The organism is Pseudoalteromonas sp. H71, assembly GCF_001468485.1.
In the GTDB taxonomy this organism is placed as follows: domain Bacteria; phylum Pseudomonadota; class Gammaproteobacteria; order Enterobacterales; family Alteromonadaceae; genus Pseudoalteromonas.
In genome coordinates, this window is the sequence record NZ_LODI01000014.1 from 14,005 (window position 1) to 39,549 (window position 25,545).

Sequence of the window (25,545 nt, forward strand, 5' to 3'; positions counted from 1 at the left end):
ATGCTTACTCGCTTAATTAGGTGGCCTATTTTGAGGATGGAAAAGCGTGTTGATAGCTAGGCAAAAAATTGCTATTTAGTTATTCTAAATGAAGGGGGTTAACGCAGGTAGCGACACGTTTAGCCCCGCAAAATGATTAAGTATTATTGCTGATTGGTATTAGCGTCAGGTTTAGCTTTTTAAATTGATTGGTACTGTGGCTGGTTTGATATAAGTACTAGTTCAAATATATTGCTAACTCACCACCAGAAAACAAAAAACCCAGCCTAAGCTGGGTTTTTATATTCTAAAAGAACTAAAATTATTTAATTTTAGCTTCTTTAAAAACAACATGTTTACGAATCTTTGGATCAAACTTTTTGATTTCCATCTTCTCAGGCATGTTACGTTTGTTTTTGTCAGTAGTGTAGAAAAAACCAGTACCGGCAGTTGAAACTAAACGGATTTTATCGCGCATGATTCAGATCCTTAAACTTTAACGCCGCGAGCACGGATTTCAGTAAGAACCGTGTCGATGCCTTTTTTATCAATAATACGCATACCTTTAGTAGTAGTGCGTAATGTTACAAAACGTTTTTCACTTTCAACCCAAAAACGGTGTGTTTGTAGGTTAGGTAGGAAACGACGTCTAGTCGCGTTTCTCGCGTGTGAACGGTGATTACCAACCGCTGGACGCTTACCTGTAACTTGACATACTTTAGACATGTCTATATATCTCCAATAACTTCGCTCGAGCTTAATTTAATCTAAGGCCGTGTATTTCTGCCCTAGATAAATCGAAGGGCGCTCTTTATACAGCTTTTACAGGCAAAGATCAAATACTGATCTATCCAACCAGCTCATATGTAAATTTGATAGCGGCCAATTATAAAGATCGAATGCCCTTAGGGAAAGTAAAAACTGCATTTAAATTAAACTAATTTGCTAAAATGCATTAAACCGCTCATTTTTAGCACATTTCTATATTAAAGAGAGTTAAATAAGGCCTCGCTCGGCAAACGAAACGCATGTTTCACCTCCCACAATGATATGGTCAAGTACGTTTATGTCTACTAATTGCAGTGCTTGCTGTAATTTATTAGTAATAAGTTTATCGGCTTGGCTAGGCTCTGCAATCCCACTTGGGTGATTATGGGCAAAAATAACGGCCGCGGCATTATTTTTCAGTGCAGCTTTAACCACCTCACGAGGGTACACACTAGCAGCATTAATGGTGCCGTAAAAAAGAATTTCATCTTTTACTAAGCGGTTTTGGCTATCAAGATAAAGCACCATAAACACTTCCTGCTGTAGCCCACGCATTTGAATCGTCAAATAATCATATACTGAGTTGGGGGAGTTAAACACGGCATCGCGTTGGCAGCGCTCCTGCATATAACGCTGGCTTAATTCAAGCACCGCTTGTAATTGAACGTACTTTGCCGTTCCCAACCCTTTTTGTGAACAAAACTCATCCATACTGGCATTAAACAAGTTATGTAAGGTTTTATTTTCGTTCAGTAAGTGTTGAGCTAACTCAATCACATTCATTCCCGGGAGCCCAGTACGTAAAAATATGGCGAGAAGTTCTGCATCACTTAGCGCTTTAGCGCCTTTTTCAATGAGCTTTTCACGCGGGCGCAAAGAATTAGGCAGAGAGGTCAATTGCATTTTTCATCCTTGAGTAACAAGTTGTCTTATAAATGTAATGCAAAATTAAAATTTAGCCTGCAATTTTAAATTAAAAACTTAGCTGAACCGTAAAAGATTTGTTATTTTAGGCGCAATATTTAATAAGATTGATAGACAACCATGATGACGTTAACAAACAAAAAAATTGTATTGGGTATTAGCGGTGGAATTGCAGCTTATAAATGCGCAGAGCTTGTAAGACGATTAAAAGACCATGGTTGTGAAGTAAAGGTTGTTATGACCGAATCGGCTAAGCATTTTATTACACCACTCACAATGCAAGCCGTAAGCGGCGAAATAGTATCGGATTCATTGCTCGACCCTGCGGCCGAAGCTGCAATGGGACACATTGAGTTTGCCAAATGGGCTGACCTTATTTTAGTTGCTCCTGCAACGTGTAATATTATTGCTAAAATGGCATCTGGTATTGCAGACGATTTACTGACTACCCTACTACTTGCGACCCCAGCAAAAGTTGCCGTAGCCCCAGCCATGAACCAGCAAATGTATGCACATACAGCAACGCAAGCAAACCTAACCACCTTAAAAGCACGTAACGTACTTATTTGGGGCCCGGGTAAAGGAGAGCAAGCCTGCGGAGATGTAGGTGCAGGACGTATGCTTGAACCACATGAGTTAGTAGCGCTGTGTGTTGAAAAGCAACCTCCTCAAATTTTAACCGGTAAAACAATTACTATAACGGCAGGCCCAACCCGTGAGCCTCTTGACCCTGTTAGGTTTATATCAAACCATAGCTCTGGAAAAATGGGTTACGCACTTGCAGAAGCGGCGTTACTACTCGGTGCTAACGTTAATTTAATTTCAGGCCCTGTAACTATTAAAGCCCCTACTGGCGTAAACCTGATAAATATAGAAAGTGCAGAGCAATTATTAAATGAAGCACTAATCTATGCACCACAGTCAGATGCGTTTATAGGCTGTGCAGCTGTTGCAGATTACAGAGCCGCAGAAGTAGCGACTCAAAAAATGAAAAAACAAGGCGACGAACTAACACTCACCTTGGTAAAAAACCCTGATGTTATTGCCGCCGTTGCTAATATTAAACATAACCGCCCATACACCGTTGGATTTGCCGCCGAAACGCAAAACGTAGAAAGCTATGCAAAAGGTAAGCTAGTCAATAAAAACCTCGATATGATTTGTGCAAACGACGTATCGCTAAGTGGCTTGGGCTTTAATTCTGACCAAAACGCGCTTACCCTATATTGGCAAAATGAACAGTTAGAATTGGCTGTAAATAGCAAAACGGAAATTGCCCTAAAAGTGATCGAACAGCTGGCTAAACATCTATAAAAAGGCTGGAAACAAACTGAATAAAACATTAACATACGTCTTTCATTTGAACAAAAAATGATTAGCGCTAGCTAAAAATAACTAATAAAAAAGGAATGTTCATGCCTGCGACAAAAAGAAGTAATCGCAAAGAGCAAATACTACAAGCACTCGCACAAATGTTAGAAACAAGCCCGGGCCAGCGCATTACCACAGCAAAATTAGCTGCGGAGGTAGGCGTATCTGAAGCGGCACTTTATCGTCACTTCCCTAGCAAAGCGCGCATGTTTGAAGGCTTGATTGAGTTTATTGAAGATACTCTTTTATCGCGCATCAACCTCATTTTAGAAAACGAAAAAGAAAGCCAAACCCGCATTTATAATATTCTACTCTTGCTTTTAACGTTCGCCGAAAAAAACCCAGGTATTACTCGTATTCTAACAGGTGATGCACTGCAAGGTGAGCAAGAGCGCTTACGTGAACGCGTACAAAGCTTTTTTGAAAAATTAGAAACTCAACTTAAGCAAGTCCTCAGAGAACGAAAACTTCGTGAAGGTAAAAACTTTCAAAGTGATGAACTTACACTAGCTAACTTTTTACTTGCTTACGTTGAAGGAAAAATGAATCAATTTGTTCGCAGTGACTTTAAAACGAAGCCCAGTGTTCAGTTTGAAAAACAATGGCCTGAGCTACAAAAAATCTGGCTTTAAACTCATTTAAATTGCCAAGTTTAATCTAAATAAAACGACCAAATGGTCGTTTTATTGTTTATACCTGTTACTTATCGTCGCTACCTGCCTTTTTATCCTATCTGGTCGAAATATTAGCCAAACTCGTTACAATCAAATAATGTTAAAAAACGAGACTCAATAATGAAAACAAAGCTCACCCTACTCAGTAGCGCATTTATTACTAGCTTAGTCAGCACCACGCCTAGTGCAAAAGATGCATTAGAATTTACAGACGTATTTAACTTCAAATCAGCCAAAGGCACACAGCTGTCTGAAGATGGCCGTATTTTATCTTTGAGTGCTACGCCATATCGCGGCAATGCGACAGGGCAAGTATACTCTTTAACAAATAACAGCTTAATAAGTGAAGTTGAACGAGGTACAAAACCGCTTATAAACAAAGCGGCTAACTGGGTTGCTTTTACGCAAGTACCCACATTACTCGAAAAAGAAACCACCAAGAAAAAAAACACGCTTAAAAATAACTTAGTGCTAGTGAATACTGAAACAGGTGAGCAAAAAAGTTTTGAGAATGTAAAAGACTACGCATTATCAAACGATGGGGTATGGCTTGCTTATCGCTCAGATATAAAAGCAGATAAAACTGATAATGGAGAAAAAAAAACCAAGGATGAGAGTGAAGAGGAAGACAGCAGCGCCATTTCACCTGACAAAAAAGACAAGGTTTACCCGCTCGTTATTATTAATTTAAAAAACCAACAAAGTGAAACTATTGATAACGTTTTTAGTTACAGTATAAGTGCTACTAATGATCAGCTTTTGCTAAGCCAAAGTTACCCTGATGGTAACGACAACCAAATAAAGCTAATCTCACTAACATCTTTTAAAAGTGAAGTGCTAATTGATGAACCCGGTGTTGTTGCGAATAAAATAGCGTGGCACCCAATCGAAACAACCGTGGCATTTACATTGGGTAATTATGTAAACGAAGATACTCGCCGACGAAACCACTCACTACAATTATGGAAAAACGAAACACTTTTAACTATTGAATCTTCAAACAAAGAGTGGACTATAGGCAAAACTGCAAAACTAAGCTGGTCAGAAAACGGCAAACGCTTATACTTTGAAAACCGACCAAAACTTGCAGCGAAAGTAAAAGCAAAAGAATTCGTAGATGAAACCTCACTCTATGACATTGAGACCATTCGCGAGCAAAAAGGCTTGGATATTTGGCATAACAAAGACCCAGAGATAAAACCACGCGAGAAACAACAATGGAACGCGGTTAATAAGCACCGTCACTACGAAGCCGTATATCATGTAAATTCACAAGAAGTAGTTCAACTGAGTACCCCTGCAATGCCGAGTGTTGCTCTTAATACAGAGCGCGATACTTCCTTGCTGGGCTCGTCAAACACTCCCTATTTAGAAAAAATAATGTATGGCGGATTTTTTGCGGATTACTACGCTGTAAACATCAATACAGGCAAGCAAACTCCTATTGTGACTAACAGCCCTTTTAGGCCTTCTCTTTCTCCTAATGGCTTATTTGCGGCTTACTTTGCCGACAACCAAATACAACTAAAAGAATTAGCTAACAATAAGGTTACTCCGGTTACACTAGCCCTAAAAGCAATCTTTGCCGACGACAAACACGATTACCCATCAGATCAACCAGGCTATGGTTTTGCAGGCTGGATGAGCGATAGCAGCCAAGTACTTGCTTATAGCAAATATGATATTTGGGCGTTTAATGTAAACACCAAGCAAGCTAAACGCTTAACAAATGGAAAGCAGACTAATACACAGTATCGCGTCATTAAGCTCGATAACAGCCAGGTAGGCTTTAAACAAGATGAAACACTGCTAGTTACTGCTGTTAACCTTCAAACAAAGCAAAGCGAAGTGGCTAAGCTTGATTTAGAAAACACGACCATCACTAAAGTACTCAGTGGTGATAAACGTTTTGATATTGTTAAAAAAGCCAAGAAAGCAGATAGATACCTATTTACAGAACAGAGTTATCATCAGTTCCCAGATTTCTATCAAACCGACTTAAGCTTTTTAACCACACAAAAAGTAACTGATTTGAACCCTCAAACCGCAAATTTTGCTTGGGGTGAAAAACCTGAACTGATTAACTACAAAGGCTTTGATGGTGAAGACTTACAAGGTGTTTTAATAAAACCTGACGGTTACAAAAAAGGCGATAAAGTGCCTGTTGTCGTTTATTTTTATCGTTACATGAGCCAGCGTATGTTTGATTTTCCTAAAATGGAGTTAAATCATCGCCCTAATTTCCCAATGTTTACATCAAATGGCTACGCTATCTTTTTACCTGATATTCGTTTTGAAATTGGTCACCCGGGCAAATCGTCAACGCAAACTATGATCAACGCTACCCAAAAGTTAATAGATCTTGGTATTGCTGATCCAAACAAAATTGGCTTGCAAGGCCACTCATGGGCTGGGTACCAAAGTGCATTTATGATCACCCAAACAGATATGTTTAAAGCGGTGGTATCGGGCGCACCGGTATCTAATATGACCAGCGCATACAGTGGCATACGCTTAAAGTCAGGCCTTGCTCGCCAGTTTCAGTACGAAACAGGGCAAAGCCGCATAGGTAAAAACTTATTTGAGGCGCCAGAGTTGTATATTGAAAACTCGCCTGTATTTTTTGCCGACAAAGTAAATACGCCAATCTTAATTATGTTTGGTGACAAAGATGATGCGGTGCCTTGGCACGAAGGCGTACAGTATTATTTAGCACTTCGTCGTGCAGGCAAAGATGCGACCTTTTTACAGTACGAAGGCGAACCACATCACTTGAAAAAGTTTCCTAATCAGGTCGATTTTTCAGTCCGTATGATGCAGTACTTCGATCATTACCTAAAAGGTCAGCCTGCAGCTAAATGGATGATTGAAGGTGAAGCATTTATAAGTGAGTGAACTGAGACATTCATAAATAAACATGATAAAAGCTGATCAGAGTACTCAGACAGATAGAGGCCGATATTACTCAGTAATATCGGCCTCTAAATAGTCAATTATTTTTCCAGCAACAAAAAAGCCGCGATAATCGCGGCTTTTTTTAAATTACTAATAATTACAAACCAGCACGGTCTTTAATTACAGGAATAAGCGCAGAACCTGCGTGATTGCCTTCAGCCCAGGCTATGTCGGCACCGTCTGACAATGAACTTTTAGATAAGTTTTTAACAATATACTCACCTGCATCTACAGCATTGCTGGCAACGGCATGACGCAATAAGTTATTACCGTTACATTGAATAGAATCATATATGTTACGAATTTTTACACGAGAGCTTTTTAACTTGCTACGTAAACGGTTTTTATCATCTGCTGCGATATACTCGCAAATAGATAGCGCTAGTTGATCATTTGCCTTTACAGGAGCTGTGTACGAAAGTGAACCTGCAGCAATAGCAGAAATAACAACTAACTTTGATAATTTAAACATTGTTGACCCTTGTTTGGTACTTTATTCCTACGTTAACTGGTTAATATTGTACCAACCTAGTTAACCTTACGCAATAATGTTAGCAGTATTTATACAAAGTTACGAATTTATAACTATGTTTATTTTTTTCGTCTGGCAGTTTAACTTGCTCTTCTTTCACTTCCCAATTTGCAATAGCTTGGTAATCGGGGAACTGTGTATCGCCTTCAACATCGAGATCAATAAAGGTTAAATATAAGCGCTCAGCTTGTGTTAAAAACTGCTGATAAACATTTCCACCACCAATAACCATCACTTCTTCAACATCACAAACCAAGCTCAGCGCGGCCTCTGGGCTTGTTACCGTTTCAATACCTTCGGCCTTATATTCAGTGTTGCGCGTAATAATAATATTGCGTCTACCAGGTAAAGGACGGCCAATAGACTCAAAAGTTTTACGACCCATGATCACAGGCTTGCCTGTAGTAACGGCTTTAAAATGTTGGAGATCTGCAGGTAAATGCCACGGCATTTTATTATCAAGACCAATAACACGGTTATTTGCCATGGCGGCAATCATTGAAATAATCACATTAAATACCTAATACTTTACTATTAAAAAACAAAAAAGGAGCCACTGCTCCTTTTTATATTTAATTAAAATTAACGTTCGTAGACTACTTCTACATCGTAATCATCTTCATCCCAGTCATCCCAATCATCATCGTCGCCTTTGGTGGCTTTTTGATGGTAGGTATCCCACTTAAATTCTATTTCTTCATCTTCAACTTGCTCAAACTTCTCTTTAGGCATGCTGTCAAGCAATGTCATAATGTCGTGTATAAGCGGTTGAGTATGCAGCTTGTTAATAGCTGAAATTTTATAGATATTTTCAGACTCACCTAGCTCTTGTGCAATCGCATCGCATAATGCTTGTGCTTCATCTTCAGGCAATAAGTCTATTTTATTAAATACTAACCAACGCGGCTTTTCTGCAAGCTTAGGACTGTATTGATGCAGTTCGTTTATAATTGCAAACGCATTATCGACTGGATTTGATCCATCCACAGGCATTACGTCAATGATGTGCAATAACACACGACAGCGCTCTAAATGCTTTAAGAAACGAATACCTAAACCAGCACCATCAGATGCACCTTCAATTAACCCTGGTATATCAGCTATTACAAATGACTTGTTAGCTTCAGGGCGCACCACACCTAAATTAGGAATAAGTGTTGTAAATGGGTAATCGGCTACTTTTGGCCTTGCTGCTGACACACTACGGATAAACGTTGATTTACCTGCATTTGGTAAACCTAATAAGCCCACATCGGCTAATAGTAGTAGCTCTAGTTTTAAGTTACGTACTTCACCGGGGGTACCTAATGTTTTTTGACGAGGCGCTCGGTTAGTACTTGATTTAAAACGTGCATTCCCCAAGCCGTGGAAACCACCTTTTGCAACCAAAATTCGTTGACCATGTTGAGTCAAATCCCCAAGCCCTTCTTGCGTATCAACATCGGTAATACGCGTACCCACTGGCACCATTACAAATAAATCATCTGCTTTTTTACCTGTACAGTTTCGGCTACGCCCGTTTGTACCGCGCTCAGCTCTGTGAAAGCGCTCAAACTGATAATCAATCAGGGTATTTAAGTTTTCATCAGCCTGTAGATAAACACTACCACCGTCTCCACCGTCACCGCCGTCAGGCCCACCATCTGGGACATATTTTTCACGTCGGAAAGACACGATACCGCTTCCGCCGTCTCCGGCCTCTGCGCGAATTTCTACTTCATCTACAAACTTCATGATTACTCACTTTAGGGATTGGCTTGCTAATTTATACATTATATACCGAAGCCAAGCCGATTGCAGGCTTGGCTTTGGTATATATTTTTTTCTCAAAACAAAAAACCCCGCAAAGGCGGGGTTTTTTAACTACCTTACTGATTACTCAGTTACGATAGTTACGTATTTACGGTTTAAAGGACCTTTTTGTTCAAACTGAACTTTACCATCTGCTTTTGCGAAGATAGTGTGGTCTTTACCGATACCTACGTTTGTACCAGGGTGGAAACGTGTTCCACGCTGACGAACAATGATGCTACCCGCTAGAACTGATTCGCCACCAAAACGCTTAACACCTAGGCGTTTGCTTTCTGAATCGCGACCGTTACGAGTACTACCAGCTGCTTTTTTATGTGCCATTTCTAAGTACCTCTAATTAAGCGCTAATGCCAGTGATTTTAACTTCTGTGAACCATTGACGGTGGCCCATTTGCTTACGAGAATGCTTACGGCGTCTAAATTTAACAACCTTAATCTTCTCACCGCGACCATGTGAAACAACCTCAGCTGTTATCTTACCACCGTTTACGAACGGTACACCGATCTCGATCTTCTCACCATCAGCAACTAAAAGCACTGAATCAAATTCAACTGCCGCACCAGTTTCAACGTCTAATTTTTCAAGACGAATCGTTTGACCTTCAGTCACACGATGCTGTTTACCACCACTTTGGAAAACCGCGTACATAATTAACTCCGTCTGTGCACCCTCAAATCGGTGCAACTAAAATATTCTTCGATAGGGCGCGAAGTTTACGCTAACGCGAAATAACTAGCAAGCCTATTTTGTAATTAAAATGAATAAAAAGTAGCTGCTTTGAGAGCAATTCAATATTTTCTCTATTTTATATTAATTAAGCCTTTTGCCAAGCGCTTTTTAACTCTTTGTAAAAATAATCCTACTGAGCAAAATGCAACCTGTGCAGTTCATTCTACAAACTCAAAAATCACTTTTACTGCCCAATAATTAAACAGACTTGTTATTAAATTAAGCACTTATTAAGCACTTTAAGTGGGTTTTTTAAATCAATCGTCACAAAATATCGAGCTAGTGCGTTTTTTGTTGTACAATCTGCGCCGTTCACACATAAAAATTGGCTCGGAGATCAATGGATATAAAAGCTATCCAGGCGTTAATAGAAAGCGATATGAATGACGTCAATCAACTTATACATGCGCAAATGCGCTCAGATGTGGCGTTAGTAAACCAACTTGGTTTATACATAGTTAACAGCGGCGGCAAACGCGTTCGCCCTATGTTAGCTATTCTAGCAGCCAAAGCGCTAGGATATACAGGTAAAGACCACATTACGCTTGCGACCATTGTTGAGTTTATTCACACCGCGACCTTATTACACGACGACGTTGTTGACGAGTCAAATTTGCGCCGAGGCACGCCTACAGCTAACGCTGAATTTGGTAATGCTGCAAGCGTATTAGTTGGCGACTTTATCTACACGCGCTCATTTCAGTTGATGGTCGGTTTGGGCAAAATGCAAATTATGCAAATACTTGCTGATGCAACCAATATTATTGCTGAAGGTGAAGTGCTGCAACTTATGAATTGCAACGATCCAGACACAACCGAAGCCAGCTATATGCAAGTTATTTACTCTAAAACAGCTAAGTTGTTTGAAGCTGCAACTGGGCTTGCAGCCATTATTACCGACAATGATGAAGCCACTCTCAATGCGTTAAACTTGTATGGCATGCACCTAGGCACGGCATTTCAACTTGTTGACGATGTGCTGGATTATAATGCCGATGCAGACCAGCTAGGTAAAAATATTGGTGATGATTTAGCCGAGGGAAAACCTACCCTACCGCTCATATATGCGATGCAACATGGTAACAGTGAGCAAAAACAGCTTATCCGAGACGCCATTGAGCACAGTAACGGAATGGACAATTTAGAGGCTATATTAGATGCGTTAAAGCATACCAATGCTTTAGAGTTCACAATGAAAAAAGCCGAATTAGAAGCTGATAAAGCAATTGCTTGCCTAAACTTTTTACCTGAATCTGATTACAAACACGCATTAGTCAGCTTAGCCCGCATAGCAGTGGACCGTGACCATTAATATTTAGTGGCTCGATGTAAATAAATTTAGATCAACAAAAAAGCCTGCAAATGCAGGCTTTTTTAATGCTCAATTTGGCTATTACGCCATGAAATCAACACCTTCTTTGATGTCTTTTTTCAGAGTCTCAAGCATGTCGTTTTTCGCTTTTTCTTCAAAAGCGCTAAGTTCGCCGTAAGAAAGAATTTCTTCAACGCCGTTTTTACCTAAGCGTACTGGGTGTGCAAAATACTCTGCATCACCATCTTCAACAGCAACATATGCATAGTCTACAACTTCTTCACCTTGTAGGCCTTTAACTAAAGACATACAAAAACGTGCTGCAGCAGCACCCATTGATAATGTAGCTGAACCACCACCGGCTTTAGCATTTACTACTTCAGTACCTGCATTTTGAATACGTGGAGTAAGCGCAGCAACTTCGTCTTCAGTGAAAGTAACACCTTCAACTTGAGAAAGAAGAGGAAGGATAGTTGTGCCAGAGTGGCCACCAATTACAGGTACTTTAACTGTAGCGACGTCTACACCTTTAAGTTCAGCAACAAATGCTTCTGAACGAATGACGTCAAGCGTAGTAATACCAAATACACGGCTTGCATCGTATGTGCCTGCTTTTTTAAACACTTCAGCAACAATAGGTACGGTGCCGTTTACTGGGTTAGTAATAATACCCACAAGTGCTTTAGGACAGCTAGCAACAATGCCTTCAGCTAGTGTTTTGATGATACCGGCATTTACATTAAATAAATCTGCACGATCCATACCTGGTTTACGTGGCATACCCGCTGGGATTAAAACAATGTCAGCACCTTCAAGCGCTTTGTTTAAATCGTCTGCGCCAAAACCTGCTACTTTAACATCAGTTGGGATGTGTGATAGGTCAACAGCAACACCTGGTACAACTGGTGCAACATCGTAAAGTGATAATTCAGAACCAGCCGGTAAGCCTGTTTTTAATAGTAAAGACAATGCTTGACCGATACCGCCTGCAGCACCTAATACAGCAACTTTCATTGGAATTCTCCGTCATTTGAGGTAGGAAATACTTGTGGCCCTTAAGATAATGAAATTAGCGCCTAAAAACAAATTTATCGGGCCTATTTTGCGATATTTTCGACCATAGTTGTAAACTTTGGTGGTTTATCGCATCAAACTGTCAAGTTGACTAAACAACTGCTGCATAATTATTCATTTTTGTGTAGTATTTACAGCATAAATAACAATAATGAATAAAGACTATGCAACCTCAAGATAAACAAGAAGCATTGGTAAAAGCGTTTAAGTCTCTTTTAAAAGAAGAAAACTTTGGCTCTCAGGGCGAAATAGTTGATGCTCTCAAAGAGCAAGGCTTTGATAATATAAGCCAGAGTAAAGTGTCACGCATGTTAAGTAAGTTTGGCGCTGTGCGTACCCGTAATGCTAAGCAAGAAATGGTTTACTGCCTCCCCGCTGAAATGGGAGTGCCTACAGCTAAAAGCCCATTACGCCAGTTAGTAATTGATATTATGCATAATGAAATGATGATCATTATTCGCACAAGCCCAGGTGCTGCGCAGCTTATTGCCCGCTTACTTGACTCGTTAGGAAAGGCCGATGGTGTACTCGGTACTATTGCCGGAGACGATACTATATTTATTGCTCCAGCAAAAATTTCTGAAATAGACGTAACACTTGAACGTGTACGTATTTTGTTTGATACGGTTTAAATTTGCTTTAAAAACCCAACTGAGGGGGCAAAAAAAGCTGACCCCATATCGGCTTGAGTAAAATCAAGCCAGTGGTCGTAACACTCCCCCTCACCTAAACGGCTATTCAATACAGCCTCAAATGCAGTCCCAGTGCTTGCGCAGCTTATGCATAACATCCCTTGTTCATAAACATCACCATAAGGCATACTTTGATTCAACAAAAGGGGTTGCCCTTCTTCATCTTTTAATTCACTGCGCGTGGCATGGCTCGTATTTAACGCAGGGGTTATTAACGTGTTATCTAGGCGTGTACGGCCCATTATTTGTTCTTGTTCACTGAGCGATAAATGCTGCCAAACAGTTAAGTCGTGTTTGTAGCGTTGAACATGAATATAACTTCCCTGATCTTCAAAACACCCTGGTTTATTAATTAACGCGGTTGCTCGTTTTTTTCTACCATGTGGCATATCGCCACCATAAATAAAGCCGTTAAAGTCTCGGCCATCTAAAAAGCGAAAGTTACGAATTTGCTCCACCAGCTCTACATCAGGTGCAAAAAGCTTTAAAACTTGCAGTGCAAATAAGTGATTTACATCTTCTCTATCGGAACGCACCTGCACAAACAAGTCACACGGTTGGACACTCATTTGGTGATCTGAATGATTTATATTGGGAAAGCTTTGCAGCTCACTAGGAATATATTCAGGAAGGATATGAGGCCAATATTGGGCACCAATGGCAACAACACATGACAACATTGACTCTGAAAACTGATCGTTAAACTCTTCTTCAATAGCGCTTACTTGCTTTAGTTTAGCGCGCAATGATTCGTCTTGACCATCAAACACATTAAAAAATAAATGCAAACCATGTAGGTTTGCTTCAGCACAAATCCCAGATTGCGCTTGCGCCATTGTTATTCCTCAGTTTTACAGATATAAACACAGTAAATAACATTTGATTACGATTCAAAAAAGTTCACTGTGTGGGGTTTTATTTTTATTATAACCTGCTCATTGATTTCAAATGATTGGCCATATTGCGCTGCAACTTCAAGCGTTTGCTCGGCTATGACAACTTTATAAATATGAGCAGAACCAATAAAGCGACGACTTAATATTGTAGCCCGTTTACTGAGTTTGTCACTTTGACACTCTTTCACCAGTTCAATTTGATGAGGTCGCACATATAACTCACCACTACATGAATTGTGGCTTGCTTGCGTATCAGACTCAACAGTACCAAAAGGTGTTTTATATTCAGTTGCCGTTAATGCTTGTGCGGGTAAGTATATGCCTTGACCAAGAAACTCTGCAACCACCTTTGACCTAGGCGCAGCAAAAAGCTGCTCTGGCGTGCCTTGTTGGGCAACTTTTCCACGATGCATAATGGCAAGCGTGTCTGAAAAAGCAAACGCCTCTTCTTTGGAATGGGTAACAAATACCGCTGATACTTGTTGCGCCTTAATAATGCGGCGAATATCAGCAATTAACTCAAACCTAACTTGAGTATCTATATTAGAAAAGGGCTCGTCAAGAAGTAGTAAACTTGGTTTATAAGCCAATGCACGGGCAATTGCAACACGTTGCTGCTGCCCACCAGAAAGCTGGTGAGGAAACCTATCGGCACAGCCTGACAAATGCACTAACTGAAGCATTTCATCTACACGTTGTTGTTTTTCGGATTGGCTCATTTTACCCAACCCAAACGCAATGTTATTTGCTACGCTTAAATGAGGAAACAACGCGTAATCTTGAAACATCATACCTATATTTCGGTGCTCTGGTGCAATAAATGTTGATTCATCACTGACAAGTTTACCATCAATAAATACACTTCCTTGCTTAGCCTCAACTAAACCTGCAATGGCTTTTAGTGTGGTGGTTTTGCCGCAGCCACTTGCACCAAGTAAACACACAATCTCATCTTTACCCACCGTTAAATCTAAGTCTTCGATCACCTTTGTACCGTTATAGTGATAGCTTACACCTTGCAAAATTAAACTACTCATTTAACTGTGTTGCTCCATAGAACGATTAATAAAATACAAAGGGATAAATCCAACAATAACAATAAACAAAGCAGATATAGAAGCCAGCTCTAACTGCTCATCACTTACATACTGGAAAACATGTGTTGCTAGGCTTTCAAAATTAAATGGCCTTAGGAGTAAAGCTGCGGGCAGCTCTTTCATGCATTCAATAAACACTAATAACGCAGCGGTCAGTAAGCCTCGTCTTAATAAAGGTAGATGGACTAAGCGCAAGGTTTGGCCTTGGCTTTTACCCATAGACTGGCTTGCCATATCAAGCGATGGACTAATACGCACAAAACTCGATTCTATTGCACCGTGAGCAATCGCATAAAACCGAACGACATAAGCAATCACTATAGTAAGCACACTGCCTGTTAGCAGTAGACCTATGTCTAAATTGTATGACTCTAATGCTGCATTAATGCCATTTTCTAACACGGTAAGAGGTAATAACACAGCAATGGCAAGCACAGTACCAGGTAGCGCATAACCTGTACTCGCTAGTCGCCCAGGAATAAGTGGGTACGAGTGTGATGCTATGCGTTGATAAAAAACAACAAATACACCCAATGCAATTGTTATTAGACTTACAACACCTGCCACTTTTAGGCTTTGCCATGCATAATTGAAAAACTCAGCATTCCACGCTTTTTCAAAATAGGTAATCGCGTAATTAAGTAGTACCGCAATGGGGATCACAAAAGACACAAGTAAAACCACACTACAAAATGCAGTCGCTAACCAAGCCGACTTACCCTTTAAAATATAAAGTGCCTCGCTATTTACACCCGATTGACGCTCAAACACGGCTTGATTACGACGACTAAAGCGCTCTGCCATAAGCGCTAAAAATAGCAATAACAACATAACACCTGATATTTTTGCAGCGGCAGTCAATGAGTAATACCCAAACCATGTGTCGTAAACCGCCGTTGTTAGCGTGCTAACAGCGAAATAACTAACGGTTGCAAAGTCAGCCATTGTTTCCATACTGATCAGCGCAAGGGCCGCAACAATAGAGCCTCGAGACAATACAAGGCTCACTTTAAAAAAACTTTTGGTAGGAGAAAGTCCCATTAATTGGCTTGCCTGTACCAATTTAAAAGACTGCTCTCTCAAAGCTGTTTTAAAAATTAAAAATAAATAGGGGTAAAGTACCAAAGCAATCATGACTATTGCACCAGGCAAAGTGCGAATATCAAAAAACCAGTAATCACTGGGTGACTGCCAGCCAAACCACTCCCTTAGAGTAATTTGCACGGGCCCAGCATAATCTAGTAAATCGGTATACACGTAGGCAATAATGTAAGTAGGCATGGCAAGAGGCAGCATGAGCGCCCATTCAAAGTGTTTTTTACCTGGGAAGTTACAGTAAGCGGTTAGCCAACCAAGTGGCAAAGCGATAACACTACTGAGTACACACACCCCTAAAATAAGTAGTACAGTATTAGCAATGTAATCCCAAAGCACCGTATCCCAAAGGTGAGTAAAAACCTCGGAGTTGCCTTGTAGCGATTCAAATAAGAGGAAGAACAACGGGGCCGACAAAACCAAGCCTGTCGACCACGCGAATAGCTGCCATTTAGACAGCTTAAATTTATAAGTCATTAAAGATCGAACTTCACCTCATCAATTAACTTAAGCGCTAACGGACGATATTTACTGATCTCATCAAGTGGCAAGCTATCTTCTTTAAAGCTGCCCCAAGATGCAACCAAACTGGATAATTGAACACCAGGCTTAACTGGGTATTCCATATTAAGCGATGCATACATATTTTGCGCTTTATTGTCGGTCATATACTCTATGAGTTTCAAGGCATTTTCAGGGTTTTTAGCATATTTAGTAATAACAGCCCCCGATACATTGATATGTGAACCACGATCAATTTGATTAGGGAAATTAATGTGCACTGCCTCTGCCCATGTTTTTTGTTCTTCGTCTTGCAACATTTTACCTAAATAGTAACTATTGCCTAACGCAAGATTACATAGCCCCTCTTTAACGGCTTTAACTTGAGCACGGTCATTGCCTTGTGGTTTACGTGCTAAATTAGCCTTAACGCCTTCAAGCCATGTTTTAGTTTGCGCTTCACCGTGATGCGCAATCATTGAAGCAACCAACCCTAAGTTATACGGATGTTTACCTGAACGAGTGCAAATTTGCCCTTTATATTTTGGATCAGCCAGTTCTTCGTAAGTTAGTTTTGGTAATGCGCCCAAACGATCTTTTGATGAATATACATTTCGCACGCGTTTTGTTAACGCGACCCATTGTCCATCACCATCACGAAAGGCAGAAGGTACGTTACTATCAACGTGAGTGCTATTAATTGTTTGAGTTAAATTTAAATCTTCCAATTGAATAAGTGCACTAAAATTAGACGTTAAAACTAAATCGGCTTTACTATGTTTACCTTCACGTTTTACACGCTCAATTAATCCTTTTTTAGCAAACACAACATTTGTTTTAATACCGGTTTGCTTTGTAAAATCGTCTAAAATAGGTTGTATTAAAAAAGGTTGGCGAAAAGAGTAAATATTAACAACATCATTTGCAAAGGCTGGCGCCGATGCGATAAACCCTAAAGCGATAGCGAGTGTTTTCTTCATTATTCCACCTAAATAGTAATTATTATCAATAATTCTACCGTGAACAGTTAAAAAGTGCACACCCTAAATAGCCATAAATACTAAAAAAACGTCCAAAACAGAAATACCTTGTAAGAGATATCTCACGGGTGTGCCAGCTTATAAGTAAAACGCCGATTAAAAACCTACCAAAAACAATTTAAACCATTGATAAAGTTAACCTTTATAGCATTTAACAATAATAATACATAAACTGTATCGTGTTTTTGTCCTACTTTAGTTAAGCCATTCACCTATACTTAACCCATCAATTAAGCAATGACGCTTAACGAGTAAAAGGACAAGGATTAATTACTCGATAAACCAGTGACTGGTTATAAATGACAACACGGAGTTAGGACAGGCTCAGGATGAGCATCGCAATGGATTGTTAATAAAAGGACAGCATCAGGAAGATGCATAAAGGAGTGTAACATTGGAACGTTGCTTAACAGGATGTTGAAGGAATAAAAAGGACAGGCCTCATTAACAGGCAACACAATGGATTGATAACAACATGGAAGCACTAGGAAGTGCAAATGAAGGATTTGGTAATAGATTTTACCACAACAGGACGTTTAGGAATAAAGGATACAAGCCCGGATTGGCTTACATTGCATAGAACTAAAAAGTAATATAGCAATAAACATGGAACAGTAAAAATTGGAGTTGATTAAGTTCAATTGCAGGATGCAAAAAATTAGAAGATTCCGCAAGCGCGCCTAGAAATAGAGCGCGCTTTTCTTTGCCTAAAATTTAATACTCATAGCCAATGCAATCGGTATTAAATAGACTCCGGTCTGCCTTTATTTCGTTTTCCCATAAGATACGCATCTCGAAACTTTATAAAGTGATCTTCAAGCTTTTCAGCGGCCTCTATTTCACCAGCGAGTGCTAGCACTAAAATACCTACCTCAGCTGTACCTAACTGATGCGCATGCGGCGCAACACGTAAACGGTAGTCTGATAACTTATCAGCTGTAATAGACAATACGGGCAAGTTATCTAGATATGGGCTTTTGCGAATCATTTTTTTCGCTTCACGCCATGTGCCATCCAAAAAGATAAACAGCGGCCTTTTACCAGGCTCAATATTTACTTGTGTAATTGCCCGCCCCGCTTCTACATCTTCAGCAGGAAAAATAACCATTGGCTGATATTGCTCATCATTAATGAGCGCTATTAGCGCATCATCGGGGTTAGTTCTATCCCATTTAAAAGCATGGTTATCAGGTATAATTTCGGCAATTAAACGCCCAGTATTCGAAGGTTTAAAACTTTCGTTATGGTACATCAATAAACACACTGCAGCATTGCATTGCGCTTTCTCTACACCTTCACAAATACAGTAATGCTTTGCAATTAAGCATTGCTCACAACGTGCTAACTTAGCGCCACGGGCATTAAATTCGCGACGAGATTCACTAATTTGCTGAGCGCGTAATACCAGTACTGAATTATGAGATGAGTGAGTCACAGTGATTAATTACCTATAAATTGTTCGGCGCGTATTGTAGCTAAAAACATGATGAATAGATATCAGCTATCAGCTATCAGCTATCAGCTATCAGCTATCAGCTATCAGCTATCAGCTCAAAATAAAATGGCACTTTATCAAAGCAAGCTTTGCTTATTTTTAAAATTAACAGTTATAAAAACAAAAAACCCAAGCCGTAGCTTGGGTTTTAAAAAAGCGGTGTTAGTTAAAAGAAATTACTTCTTCTTTTTAACTGCTTTTTTATTTGGTAAATCAGTGATTGAACCTTCAAAAATTTCAGCTGCAAGGCCAATTGACTCGTTCAATGTTGGGTGAGCATGAATAGTAAGCGCTAAATCTTCACCATCTGCCCCCATTTCAATACCTAAACCGATTTCGCCAAGCATTTCGCCCGCGTTAATACCAATCATGGCACCACCGATTATACGACCGCTTTCTTTATCAAAAATAAGCTTAGTAGAACCTTCAGTACGAGAAGATGCAATTGCACGGCCTGATGCAGCCCACGGGAATACCGCAGTTTCAATGCTTAAACCTTGCTCTTTAGCTTCTTTCTCAGTAACACCTACCCATGCAATTTCTGGGTCAGTGTAGGCAATTGAAGGAATACATTTAGGATCGAAGAAGTGCTTCTGACCAGAGATAACTTCAGCAGCAACATGACCTTCGTGAACCGCTTTATGCGCAAGCATTGGTTGGCCAACTAAGTCACCAATTGCAAAAATATTGCTTACATTAGTACGCAACTGTTTATCAACGTTAATAAAGCCACGCTCATCTACATTTACGCCTGCTTTTTCAGCATCAAGTAAATTACCGTTAGGCGTACGACCTACTGCAACAAGTACTTTGTCGTAACGTACTGGCTCAGCTGGTGCGTTTTTGCCTTCAAATGTAACGTATAAACCATCATCTTTCGCTTCAACACCCACAACCTTAGTTGAAAGCATAACGTTAAATTTATCGCTTACGTATTTTTGGTAAATTTTGATGATGTCTTTATCAGCTGCAGGAACTAATTGATCAGCAAATTCTACAACATCAATAGCAGAACCTAACGCGCGGTAAACAGTACCCATTTCAAGACCGATAATACCACCACCTAAAACAAGTAGTTTTTCAGGTATATCTTTAAGCTCTAATGCGCCCGTTGAGTCAATTACACGATCATCTTCTGGGATGAAAGGTAAGTTAACTGGTTTTGAACCTGCGGCAATTATCGCGTTGTCGAATGTAATAGTTGTTGTGCCGTCAGCACCTTCAACAGCTAACGTGTTGCTACCCGTAAATTTACCATAACCTGGTACAACTTTAACTTTACGCATTTTAGCCATGCCGTCTAAGCCACCCGTAAGCTGACCAACAACAGACTCTTTCCAAGAGCGGATTTTGTCTAAGTCAATTTGTGGTGCGCCAAAAGTAACACCATGAGATGACATTTCAGCTGCGTCATCAATTACTTTAGCTACGTGTAAAAGTGCTTTTGAAGGAATACAACCAACATTAAGACAAACACCGCCTAATGTTTCACGTGATTCTACTAGTGTAACTTCTAAGCCCAAGTCAGCAGCACGGAAAGCTGCAGAGTAACCACCCGGGCCACCGCCTAGTACAACAACTTGAGTTTTTAATTCGTTGCTCATGCTATTACCTTAATTGTTTGAACGGGACACTGCCCTAAAATTTAACTGCCATGTTTCTGCATGGGCAGAAAATCAGAGCAATTCACAAATAGTGCAAAGATTGTATCATTGCATATAGTAAAAATCCCAGCTAAAAACAACTGGCTGGGATTTGATTTTGTTTTTCTTACAAACATCAATTGAATTAAATTAGCGAGCAATTATCGCGACAGGAAAATAGCGCTATAACAAGGTAGAAATTACGCTGTATAGTTTTTCCTATATGAGTAATTTCTGACGCCGTTAACGTGCTATTTAATTCGCTAGAATGATCGCCTTTTTAATAAAATTGGTGTTACATCACTAATTGACGTATATCGCTCATGTAGCTTGCAAGTGTTGCTGTACAACGTGCTGCTAGTGCGCCATCAATCACTCGGTGATCGTACGACATAGATAACGGAACCATTAACTTAGGCTCAAACTCTTTACCGTTCCACTTAGGCTTAATCTCAGATTTAGATACACCTAAAATAGCTACCTCTGGTGCGTTAACAATCGGCGTAAATGCCGTACCGCCAATTCCACCAAGGCTTGAAATAGTAAAACAGCCGCCTTGCATGTCTGATGCAGTTAGCTTGCCTTCACGCGCTTTTTTAGACACGTCCATTAGCTCGCGAGATAACTCAATAATGCCTTTTTTGTCCACGTCTTTAAACACAGGAACAACTAAGCCATTAGGCGTATCTACTGCCACACCTATATTAATATATTTTTTAAGTATCAAGCTTTCGCCATCTTCAGATAGCGACGAGTTAAACGTTGGGAACTCTGCAAGTACTTTAGCTGCGGCTTTCATCACAAACACAAGTGGTGTAATTTTAACGCCCAGCTTCTTCTTCTCGCTTAACACGTTCTGCTCTTTACGGAACGCTTCAAGACTTGTGATATCCGCTTCGTCAAACTGTGTTACATGTGGGATTTGTACCCAGTTACGGTGTAAGTTTTTACCCGATAACTTTTGAATGCGAGATAATTTTTTCTCTTCAATTTCGCCAAACTTAGCAAAATCTACTTTAGGCCAAGGAATTAAGCCCAGCTCACTACCACCGGCGTTACCTGCTGATGCTGAAACCTGACCAGACTCAACTTGCTTAACTAAGTTTTTAACATAGTTTTGCACGTCTTCTTTAACCACACGGTTTTTACGACCCGTGCCTTTTACATTAGCTAAGTTAATACCAAACTCACGCGCTAAACGACGAACAACTGGCGATGCATGTGCATACGCGCTGTTGTTTTCAAAGCTTTCATTGTTAGCTTTAGCAACAGGTGCAGCTTGTGCTGGTGCCGACTCGGGTTTTGCAGGTGCAGCCGCTGGTTTTTGCTCAGCAGGCGCAGACGCTTTTGCTGGTGCACTGCCGGCCACTTCAAAAACAAAAATAAGTGAGCCTGTTTTAACTTTATCGCCAGTAGCTACTTTAATTTCTTTTACAGTACCTGCAAATGGTGCAGGTACTTCCATAGCCGCTTTGTCGCCTTCAACGTTTAAGATAGATTGCTCTTCTTCTACGCTATCGCCAACAGCAACCATGATTTCGGTTACTTCAACTTCGTCGTCGCCAATATCTGGTACGTTTACATCTTTTGTACTTGTTGCAGAACTTTCAGCTTGCGCTGCTGGTGCAGACTCTTGCTTAGGTTCATCTGATGCAGGAGCGCTTGAACCAGCAACTTCAAAAACAAATACTAAAGAACCCGTTTTAACTGTATCGCCAGTAGCTACTTTAATTTCTTTTACAGTACCTGCAAACGGTGCAGGCACTTCCATAGCCGCTTTGTCACCTTCAACGTTTAAGATAGATTGCTCTTCTTCTACACTGTCGCCAACAGCAACCATGATTTCGGTTACTTCAACTTCATCATCACCAATATCTGGTACGGTTACTTCTTTAGTTGAAGAACCTGAAGCTTGAGCTGGTGCTGTTGATTCAGCAGGTGCTTCTGGTGCTGCATCAGCACCAGCGCTTTCGCCTTCAAATATAAACACTAAAGAGCCCGTTGTTACCGTGTCGCCAACATTTACTTTAATTTCTTTTACAGTACCCGCTTGCGCAGCAGGCACTTCCATTGAAGCTTTATCGCCTTCAACAGTCAGTAAAGATTGGTCAACATCTACTTTGTCACCAACGCTTACTAAGATTTCGGTTACTTCTACGTCATCGCCACCGATATCTGGAACATTAATTTCAATACTCATTGCAAACCTCTTATGCGTACAGTGGGTTTAGTTTATTGGTGTCGATATCGAACTTCTTAAGTGCGTCAACAACCACAGACTTTTCAACTTCACCGCGTTTAGCAAGTTCAGATAACGTTGCAACAACAACGTAGCTTGCGTTAACTTCAAAGTGACGACGTAAGTTTTCACGACTATCAGAACGTCCGTAACCATCTGTACCCAACACTTTATAGTTATTGCTAGGAATAAATGAACGGGCTTGCTCTGCGTAGTTTTTCATGTAATCGGTAGCGGCAACAGTTACTGAGTCGTTTAATACGCTCGTAATGTAAGCTGTTTTTTGCTCGCTTTCTGGGTTAAGCATGTTGAAACGCTCAACATCTTGGCCATCACGGGTAAGCTCATTGAATGACGTTACAGAGTAAACGTCTGAGGCAATACCGTAATCGTCACTTAAAATGGCCGCTGCTTTGCGTACTTCCGTCATGATAGTACCTGAGCTTAATAGCTGTACATTGGCTTTTTTACCTTCGTAGCTTTCAAGCTTGTAAATACCTTTACGAATACCTTCTTCAGCGCCTTCTGGCATAGCTGGCTGATGGTAGTTTTCGTTCATAAGCGTTAGGTAGTAGTAAATGTTTTCTTGGTTTTCACCGTACATACGACGAATACCATCTTGAACAATGACTGCTACTTCAAATGCGTACGTTGGATCGTAAGAAATACAGTTAGGAACCGTATTTGCAAGAATATGGCTGTGGCCATCTTCATGCTGCAGGCCTTCACCATTTAGCGTAGTACGTCCGGCAGTAGCACCTAATAAGAAACCACGTGCTTGTTGGTCACCCGCCATCCATGCCATGTCGCCAACACGTTGGAAACCGAACATAGAATAGTAAATGTAGAACGGGATCATTGGTAAATCGTTCGTACTGTATGATGTTGCAGCAGCCACCCATGACGACATTGCACCTAGCTCGTTAATACCTTCTTGAAGTACCTGCCCTGATGTTGCTTCTTTGTAGTAAGAAACAATATCACGGTCTTGAGGGGTGTAGTTTTGACCATGCGGGTTGTAAATACCAATCTGGCGGAATAAACCTTCCATACCAAAGGTACGCGCTTCATCGGCAATAATTGGCACAATATTTTTACCAATGCCTTTATCTTTTAATAATATATTAAGTGCACGAACAAAGCCCATTGTGGTTGAAATATCACGTTTTTGCTCTTCAAGTAATGGCTTAAACGCTTCGACTTCTGGCAACTGTAACTTCTCAGAAAATTCTGCAATACGCGTTGGTGTATAACCTTTTAAGTCTTTACGACGAGCATGCAAGTACTTGTACTCTTCAGAGCTTTCATCAAGCTCTAAGTAAGGTAAGTCTTTAATTGCTTCTTCAGAGACTAAATCTTGTAAGCCTAAGCGGTCACGTAAGTGTTCAACATGGCTCATGTCCATTTTTTTCACTTGGTGCGCAATATTTTTACCTTCAGCTGCTTCACCCATGCCGTAACCTTTTACCGTTTTAGCTAGGATCACAGTAGGACGGTCGTTAGTTTGCTCGGCCTTTTTGAATGCTGCGTAAAGTTTTGATGGCTCATGTCCACCACGCTTAAGTGCAAAAATTTCGTCATCGGTCATATCTGCAACAAGGGCTGCTGTTTCTGGGTAACGACCAAAGAAATGCTCACGAACGTACGCGCCATCTTTTGCTTTATATGTTTGGTAATCGCCGTCAATAGTTTCGTTCATTAACTGCAGTAACTTACCTGTTGTATCTTTAGCAAGCAGGATATCCCAGCCGCTTCCCCATACAACTTTAATTACGTTCCAACCAGCGCCTTTAAATAGGCCTTCTAGTTCTTGAATAATTTTACCATTACCCATTACTGGGCCATCTAAACGCTGTAAGTTACAGTTAATTAGGTAACATAGGTTGTCTAGCTTTTCACGAGCAGCGAACGAGATTGCACCACGTGATTCTGGCTCATCCATTTCACCGTCACCTAAAAACGCATATACACGTTGGTTTTTAGTGTCTTTTAAGCCACGGCCGTCTAGGTATTTTAAGAAACGCGCCTGGTAAATAGATGCAATTGGGCCTAAACCCATTGATACTGTAGGGAACTGCCAAAATTCAGGCATTAATTTAGGGTGTGGGTACGACGGTAAACCTTTACCATCAACTTCTTGGCGGAAGTTATCTAGTTGAGCAGCGCTTAAACGCCCTTCAACAAATGCACGAGCATAAATACCCGGAGAAATATGGCCTTGGTAATAAACTAAGTCGCCACCGTCTACGTCGTTTGGTGCTTTGAAGAAGTGGTTAAAACACACTTCGTAAAAAGCAGCTGACGATTGGTAAGACGCCATATGGCCGCCTAAGTCGAGATCTTTTTTAGATGCACGCAGAACGATCATAATCGCGTTCCAACGAATAATTGAACGAATACGACGTTCAAGATTCACATCACCTGGGTAAGCAGGCTCTTGATCTACAGGAATAGTATTAACGTAGTTCGTGGTAATACCCGTTGGCATATCAACGCCGTCTAAGCGGGCTTGCTCTAATACTTGCTCAAGTAAGTACTGAGCTCGTTCAACACCTTCTTCGCGCACAACTGATTCAAGAGCTTGTAACCACTCTTGTGTTTCTAGCGCGTCTACGTCAATTTTATTGACTTCAGACATATGGAGGTTTCCTTATGTTTAAAATACGAATGTTGTTAATTTAATACAACTGATACTTAACTTAGTGTGTTCAAGTAA

Annotated in this window: 22 protein-coding genes; 5 read left to right on the forward strand and 17 right to left on the reverse strand. The window is 40.5% G+C overall.

The genetic code is table 11. The features are described 5' to 3' along the window. Positions 1-301 precede the first annotated feature (301 nt). From rpmG to radC, 3 genes are all read right to left on the reverse strand, one after another. Positions 302-457 (reverse strand): 50S ribosomal protein L33, encoded by a 156-nt coding sequence (rpmG, locus tag ATS71_RS08780; protein ID WP_058404491.1) that lies wholly within the window; start codon positions 455-457, stop codon positions 302-304. An 11-nt stretch (positions 458-468) separates the two neighbouring features. After that, a complete protein-coding gene (gene rpmB, locus ATS71_RS08785; RefSeq protein WP_004335549.1) occupies positions 469-705 on the reverse strand; it encodes a 50S ribosomal protein L28 in 237 nt (78 codons plus the stop codon). Positions 706-975: 270 nt separating this feature from the next. Next, complete coding sequence (radC, locus tag ATS71_RS08790) at positions 976-1,650, reverse strand: RadC family protein (RefSeq protein ID WP_058404492.1); 675 nt, start codon at positions 1,648-1,650, stop codon at positions 976-978. A 141-nt stretch (positions 1,651-1,791) separates the two neighbouring features. Here radC and coaBC point away from each other — a divergent pair, with 141 nt between their 5' ends. The 3 genes from coaBC (at position 1,792) to ATS71_RS08805 (ending at position 6,611) form a co-directional block, all read left to right on the forward strand. Then, a complete protein-coding gene (coaBC, locus tag ATS71_RS08795; protein WP_058404493.1) occupies positions 1,792-2,985 on the forward strand; it encodes a bifunctional phosphopantothenoylcysteine decarboxylase/phosphopantothenate--cysteine ligase CoaBC in 1,194 nt (397 codons plus the stop codon). A gap of 101 nt (positions 2,986-3,086) precedes the next feature. Next, entirely contained in the window at positions 3,087-3,674 is a 588-nt protein-coding gene (gene slmA / locus ATS71_RS08800) for a nucleoid occlusion factor SlmA (protein WP_058404494.1), read from the forward strand. A 162-nt stretch (positions 3,675-3,836) separates the two neighbouring features. After that, a complete protein-coding gene (locus ATS71_RS08805) occupies positions 3,837-6,611 on the forward strand; it encodes a S9 family peptidase (RefSeq protein ID WP_058404495.1) in 2,775 nt (924 codons plus the stop codon). Between the two features lie 157 nt (positions 6,612-6,768). Here the strand turns inward: ATS71_RS08805 and ATS71_RS08810 are convergent, their stop codons facing one another. The 5 genes from ATS71_RS08810 to rplU all read right to left on the reverse strand — a co-directional run bounded on the left by ATS71_RS08810 (position 6,769) and on the right by rplU (position 9,664). Then, positions 6,769-7,143, reverse strand: coding sequence for a DUF3718 domain-containing protein (locus tag ATS71_RS08810; RefSeq protein WP_058404496.1), 375 nt, complete (start codon positions 7,141-7,143; stop codon positions 6,769-6,771). Between the two features lie 79 nt (positions 7,144-7,222). Continuing rightward, positions 7,223-7,714, reverse strand: coding sequence for a type 3 dihydrofolate reductase (gene folA, locus ATS71_RS08815; RefSeq protein WP_058404497.1), 492 nt, complete (start codon positions 7,712-7,714; stop codon positions 7,223-7,225). A gap of 71 nt (positions 7,715-7,785) precedes the next feature. Continuing rightward, complete coding sequence (gene cgtA, locus ATS71_RS08820) at positions 7,786-8,937, reverse strand: Obg family GTPase CgtA (protein ID WP_058404498.1); 1,152 nt, start codon at positions 8,935-8,937, stop codon at positions 7,786-7,788. A gap of 141 nt (positions 8,938-9,078) precedes the next feature. Beyond that, complete coding sequence (rpmA, locus tag ATS71_RS08825) at positions 9,079-9,336, reverse strand: 50S ribosomal protein L27 (protein WP_002957747.1); 258 nt, start codon at positions 9,334-9,336, stop codon at positions 9,079-9,081. Positions 9,337-9,352: 16 nt separating this feature from the next. After that, complete coding sequence (gene rplU / locus ATS71_RS08830; protein WP_006794538.1) at positions 9,353-9,664, reverse strand: 50S ribosomal protein L21; 312 nt, start codon at positions 9,662-9,664, stop codon at positions 9,353-9,355. Positions 9,665-10,085: 421 nt separating this feature from the next. On the opposite strand from rplU, the gene ispB reads away from it, so the two are divergent. Further along, positions 10,086-11,057: an octaprenyl diphosphate synthase gene (gene ispB / locus ATS71_RS08835; protein WP_058404499.1), complete on the forward strand. Its 972-nt coding sequence runs from the start codon at positions 10,086-10,088 to the stop codon at positions 11,055-11,057. Positions 11,058-11,138: 81 nt separating this feature from the next. Here ispB and mdh read toward each other — a convergent pair whose 3' ends face one another. Beyond that, positions 11,139-12,071: a malate dehydrogenase gene (gene mdh / locus ATS71_RS08840; RefSeq protein WP_058404500.1), complete on the reverse strand. Its 933-nt coding sequence runs from the start codon at positions 12,069-12,071 to the stop codon at positions 11,139-11,141. Between the two features lie 224 nt (positions 12,072-12,295). Here mdh and argR point away from each other — a divergent pair, with 224 nt between their 5' ends. After that, complete coding sequence (argR, locus tag ATS71_RS08845) at positions 12,296-12,763, forward strand: transcriptional regulator ArgR (RefSeq protein WP_006794541.1); 468 nt, start codon at positions 12,296-12,298, stop codon at positions 12,761-12,763. On the opposite strand, the gene ATS71_RS08850 is transcribed toward argR, so the two are convergent. From ATS71_RS08850 to aceE, 8 genes are all read right to left on the reverse strand, one after another. After that, positions 12,760-13,659 carry a Dyp-type peroxidase gene (locus ATS71_RS08850; RefSeq protein ID WP_058404501.1) on the reverse strand — a complete coding sequence of 300 codons (900 nt, stop codon included), beginning with the start codon at positions 13,657-13,659 and terminating at the stop codon, positions 12,760-12,762. The two genes, argR and ATS71_RS08850, sit on opposite strands and share 4 nt — an antisense overlap. Before the next feature lie 47 nt (positions 13,660-13,706). Beyond that, positions 13,707-14,756, reverse strand: coding sequence for an ABC transporter ATP-binding protein (locus tag ATS71_RS08855; protein ID WP_058404502.1), 1,050 nt, complete (start codon positions 14,754-14,756; stop codon positions 13,707-13,709). After that, positions 14,757-16,388, reverse strand: coding sequence for an ABC transporter permease (locus ATS71_RS08860; protein ID WP_058404503.1), 1,632 nt, complete (start codon positions 16,386-16,388; stop codon positions 14,757-14,759). It abuts the gene before it with no gap. After that, positions 16,388-17,392 (reverse strand): Fe(3+) ABC transporter substrate-binding protein, encoded by a 1,005-nt coding sequence (locus ATS71_RS08865; protein WP_058404504.1) that lies wholly within the window; start codon positions 17,390-17,392, stop codon positions 16,388-16,390. Before ATS71_RS08865 ends, ATS71_RS08860 begins: the two co-directional genes overlap by 1 nt. Positions 17,393-18,194: 802 nt before the next feature. Beyond that, the gene (locus ATS71_RS08870; RefSeq protein ID WP_058404505.1) at positions 18,195-18,887 is read right to left on the reverse strand and encodes a tRNA-uridine aminocarboxypropyltransferase; all 693 of its coding nucleotides are present in this window, start codon (positions 18,885-18,887) and stop codon (positions 18,195-18,197) included. 236 nt (positions 18,888-19,123) lie between these two features. After that, entirely contained in the window at positions 19,124-20,551 is a 1,428-nt protein-coding gene (gene lpdA, locus ATS71_RS08875; protein WP_039038017.1) for a dihydrolipoyl dehydrogenase, read from the reverse strand. A 334-nt stretch (positions 20,552-20,885) separates the two neighbouring features. Beyond that, positions 20,886-22,790: a pyruvate dehydrogenase complex dihydrolipoyllysine-residue acetyltransferase gene (gene aceF, locus ATS71_RS08880; protein ID WP_058404506.1), complete on the reverse strand. Its 1,905-nt coding sequence runs from the start codon at positions 22,788-22,790 to the stop codon at positions 20,886-20,888. Positions 22,791-22,800: 10 nt separating this feature from the next. Beyond that, positions 22,801-25,467, reverse strand: coding sequence for a pyruvate dehydrogenase (acetyl-transferring), homodimeric type (aceE, locus tag ATS71_RS08885; protein WP_058404507.1), 2,667 nt, complete (start codon positions 25,465-25,467; stop codon positions 22,801-22,803). Between the last annotated feature and the right edge of the window lie 78 nt (positions 25,468-25,545).

What these genes read in the sequence shown, in the direction of transcription:
- rpmG (WP_058404491.1), bottom strand. Translation starts at nt 457, where the DNA reads ATGCGCGATAAAATCCGTTTAGTTTCAACTGCCGGTACTGGTTTTTTC.
- rpmB (WP_004335549.1), bottom strand. Translation starts at nt 705, where the DNA reads ATGTCTAAAGTATGTCAAGTTACAGGTAAGCGTCCAGCGGTTGGTAAT.
- radC (WP_058404492.1), bottom strand. Translation starts at nt 1,650, where the DNA reads ATGCAATTGACCTCTCTGCCTAATTCTTTGCGCCCGCGTGAAAAGCTC.
- coaBC (WP_058404493.1), top strand. Translation starts at nt 1,792, where the DNA reads ATGATGACGTTAACAAACAAAAAAATTGTATTGGGTATTAGCGGTGGA.
- slmA (WP_058404494.1), top strand. Translation starts at nt 3,087, where the DNA reads ATGCCTGCGACAAAAAGAAGTAATCGCAAAGAGCAAATACTACAAGCA.
- ATS71_RS08805 (WP_058404495.1), top strand. Translation starts at nt 3,837, where the DNA reads ATGAAAACAAAGCTCACCCTACTCAGTAGCGCATTTATTACTAGCTTA.
- ATS71_RS08810 (WP_058404496.1), bottom strand. Translation starts at nt 7,143, where the DNA reads ATGTTTAAATTATCAAAGTTAGTTGTTATTTCTGCTATTGCTGCAGGT.
- cgtA (WP_058404498.1), bottom strand. Translation starts at nt 8,937, where the DNA reads ATGAAGTTTGTAGATGAAGTAGAAATTCGCGCAGAGGCCGGAGACGGC.
- rpmA (WP_002957747.1), bottom strand. Translation starts at nt 9,336, where the DNA reads ATGGCACATAAAAAAGCAGCTGGTAGTACTCGTAACGGTCGCGATTCA.
- rplU (WP_006794538.1), bottom strand. Translation starts at nt 9,664, where the DNA reads ATGTACGCGGTTTTCCAAAGTGGTGGTAAACAGCATCGTGTGACTGAA.
- ispB (WP_058404499.1), top strand. Translation starts at nt 10,086, where the DNA reads ATGGATATAAAAGCTATCCAGGCGTTAATAGAAAGCGATATGAATGAC.
- mdh (WP_058404500.1), bottom strand. Translation starts at nt 12,071, where the DNA reads ATGAAAGTTGCTGTATTAGGTGCTGCAGGCGGTATCGGTCAAGCATTG.
- argR (WP_006794541.1), top strand. Translation starts at nt 12,296, where the DNA reads ATGCAACCTCAAGATAAACAAGAAGCATTGGTAAAAGCGTTTAAGTCT.
- ATS71_RS08850 (WP_058404501.1), bottom strand. Translation starts at nt 13,659, where the DNA reads ATGGCGCAAGCGCAATCTGGGATTTGTGCTGAAGCAAACCTACATGGT.
- ATS71_RS08855 (WP_058404502.1), bottom strand. Translation starts at nt 14,756, where the DNA reads ATGAGTAGTTTAATTTTGCAAGGTGTAAGCTATCACTATAACGGTACA.
- ATS71_RS08860 (WP_058404503.1), bottom strand. Translation starts at nt 16,388, where the DNA reads ATGACTTATAAATTTAAGCTGTCTAAATGGCAGCTATTCGCGTGGTCG.
- ATS71_RS08865 (WP_058404504.1), bottom strand. Translation starts at nt 17,392, where the DNA reads ATGAAGAAAACACTCGCTATCGCTTTAGGGTTTATCGCATCGGCGCCA.
- lpdA (WP_039038017.1), bottom strand. Translation starts at nt 20,551, where the DNA reads ATGAGCAACGAATTAAAAACTCAAGTTGTTGTACTAGGCGGTGGCCCG.
- aceF (WP_058404506.1), bottom strand. Translation starts at nt 22,790, where the DNA reads ATGAGTATTGAAATTAATGTTCCAGATATCGGTGGCGATGACGTAGAA.
- aceE (WP_058404507.1), bottom strand. Translation starts at nt 25,467, where the DNA reads ATGTCTGAAGTCAATAAAATTGACGTAGACGCGCTAGAAACACAAGAG.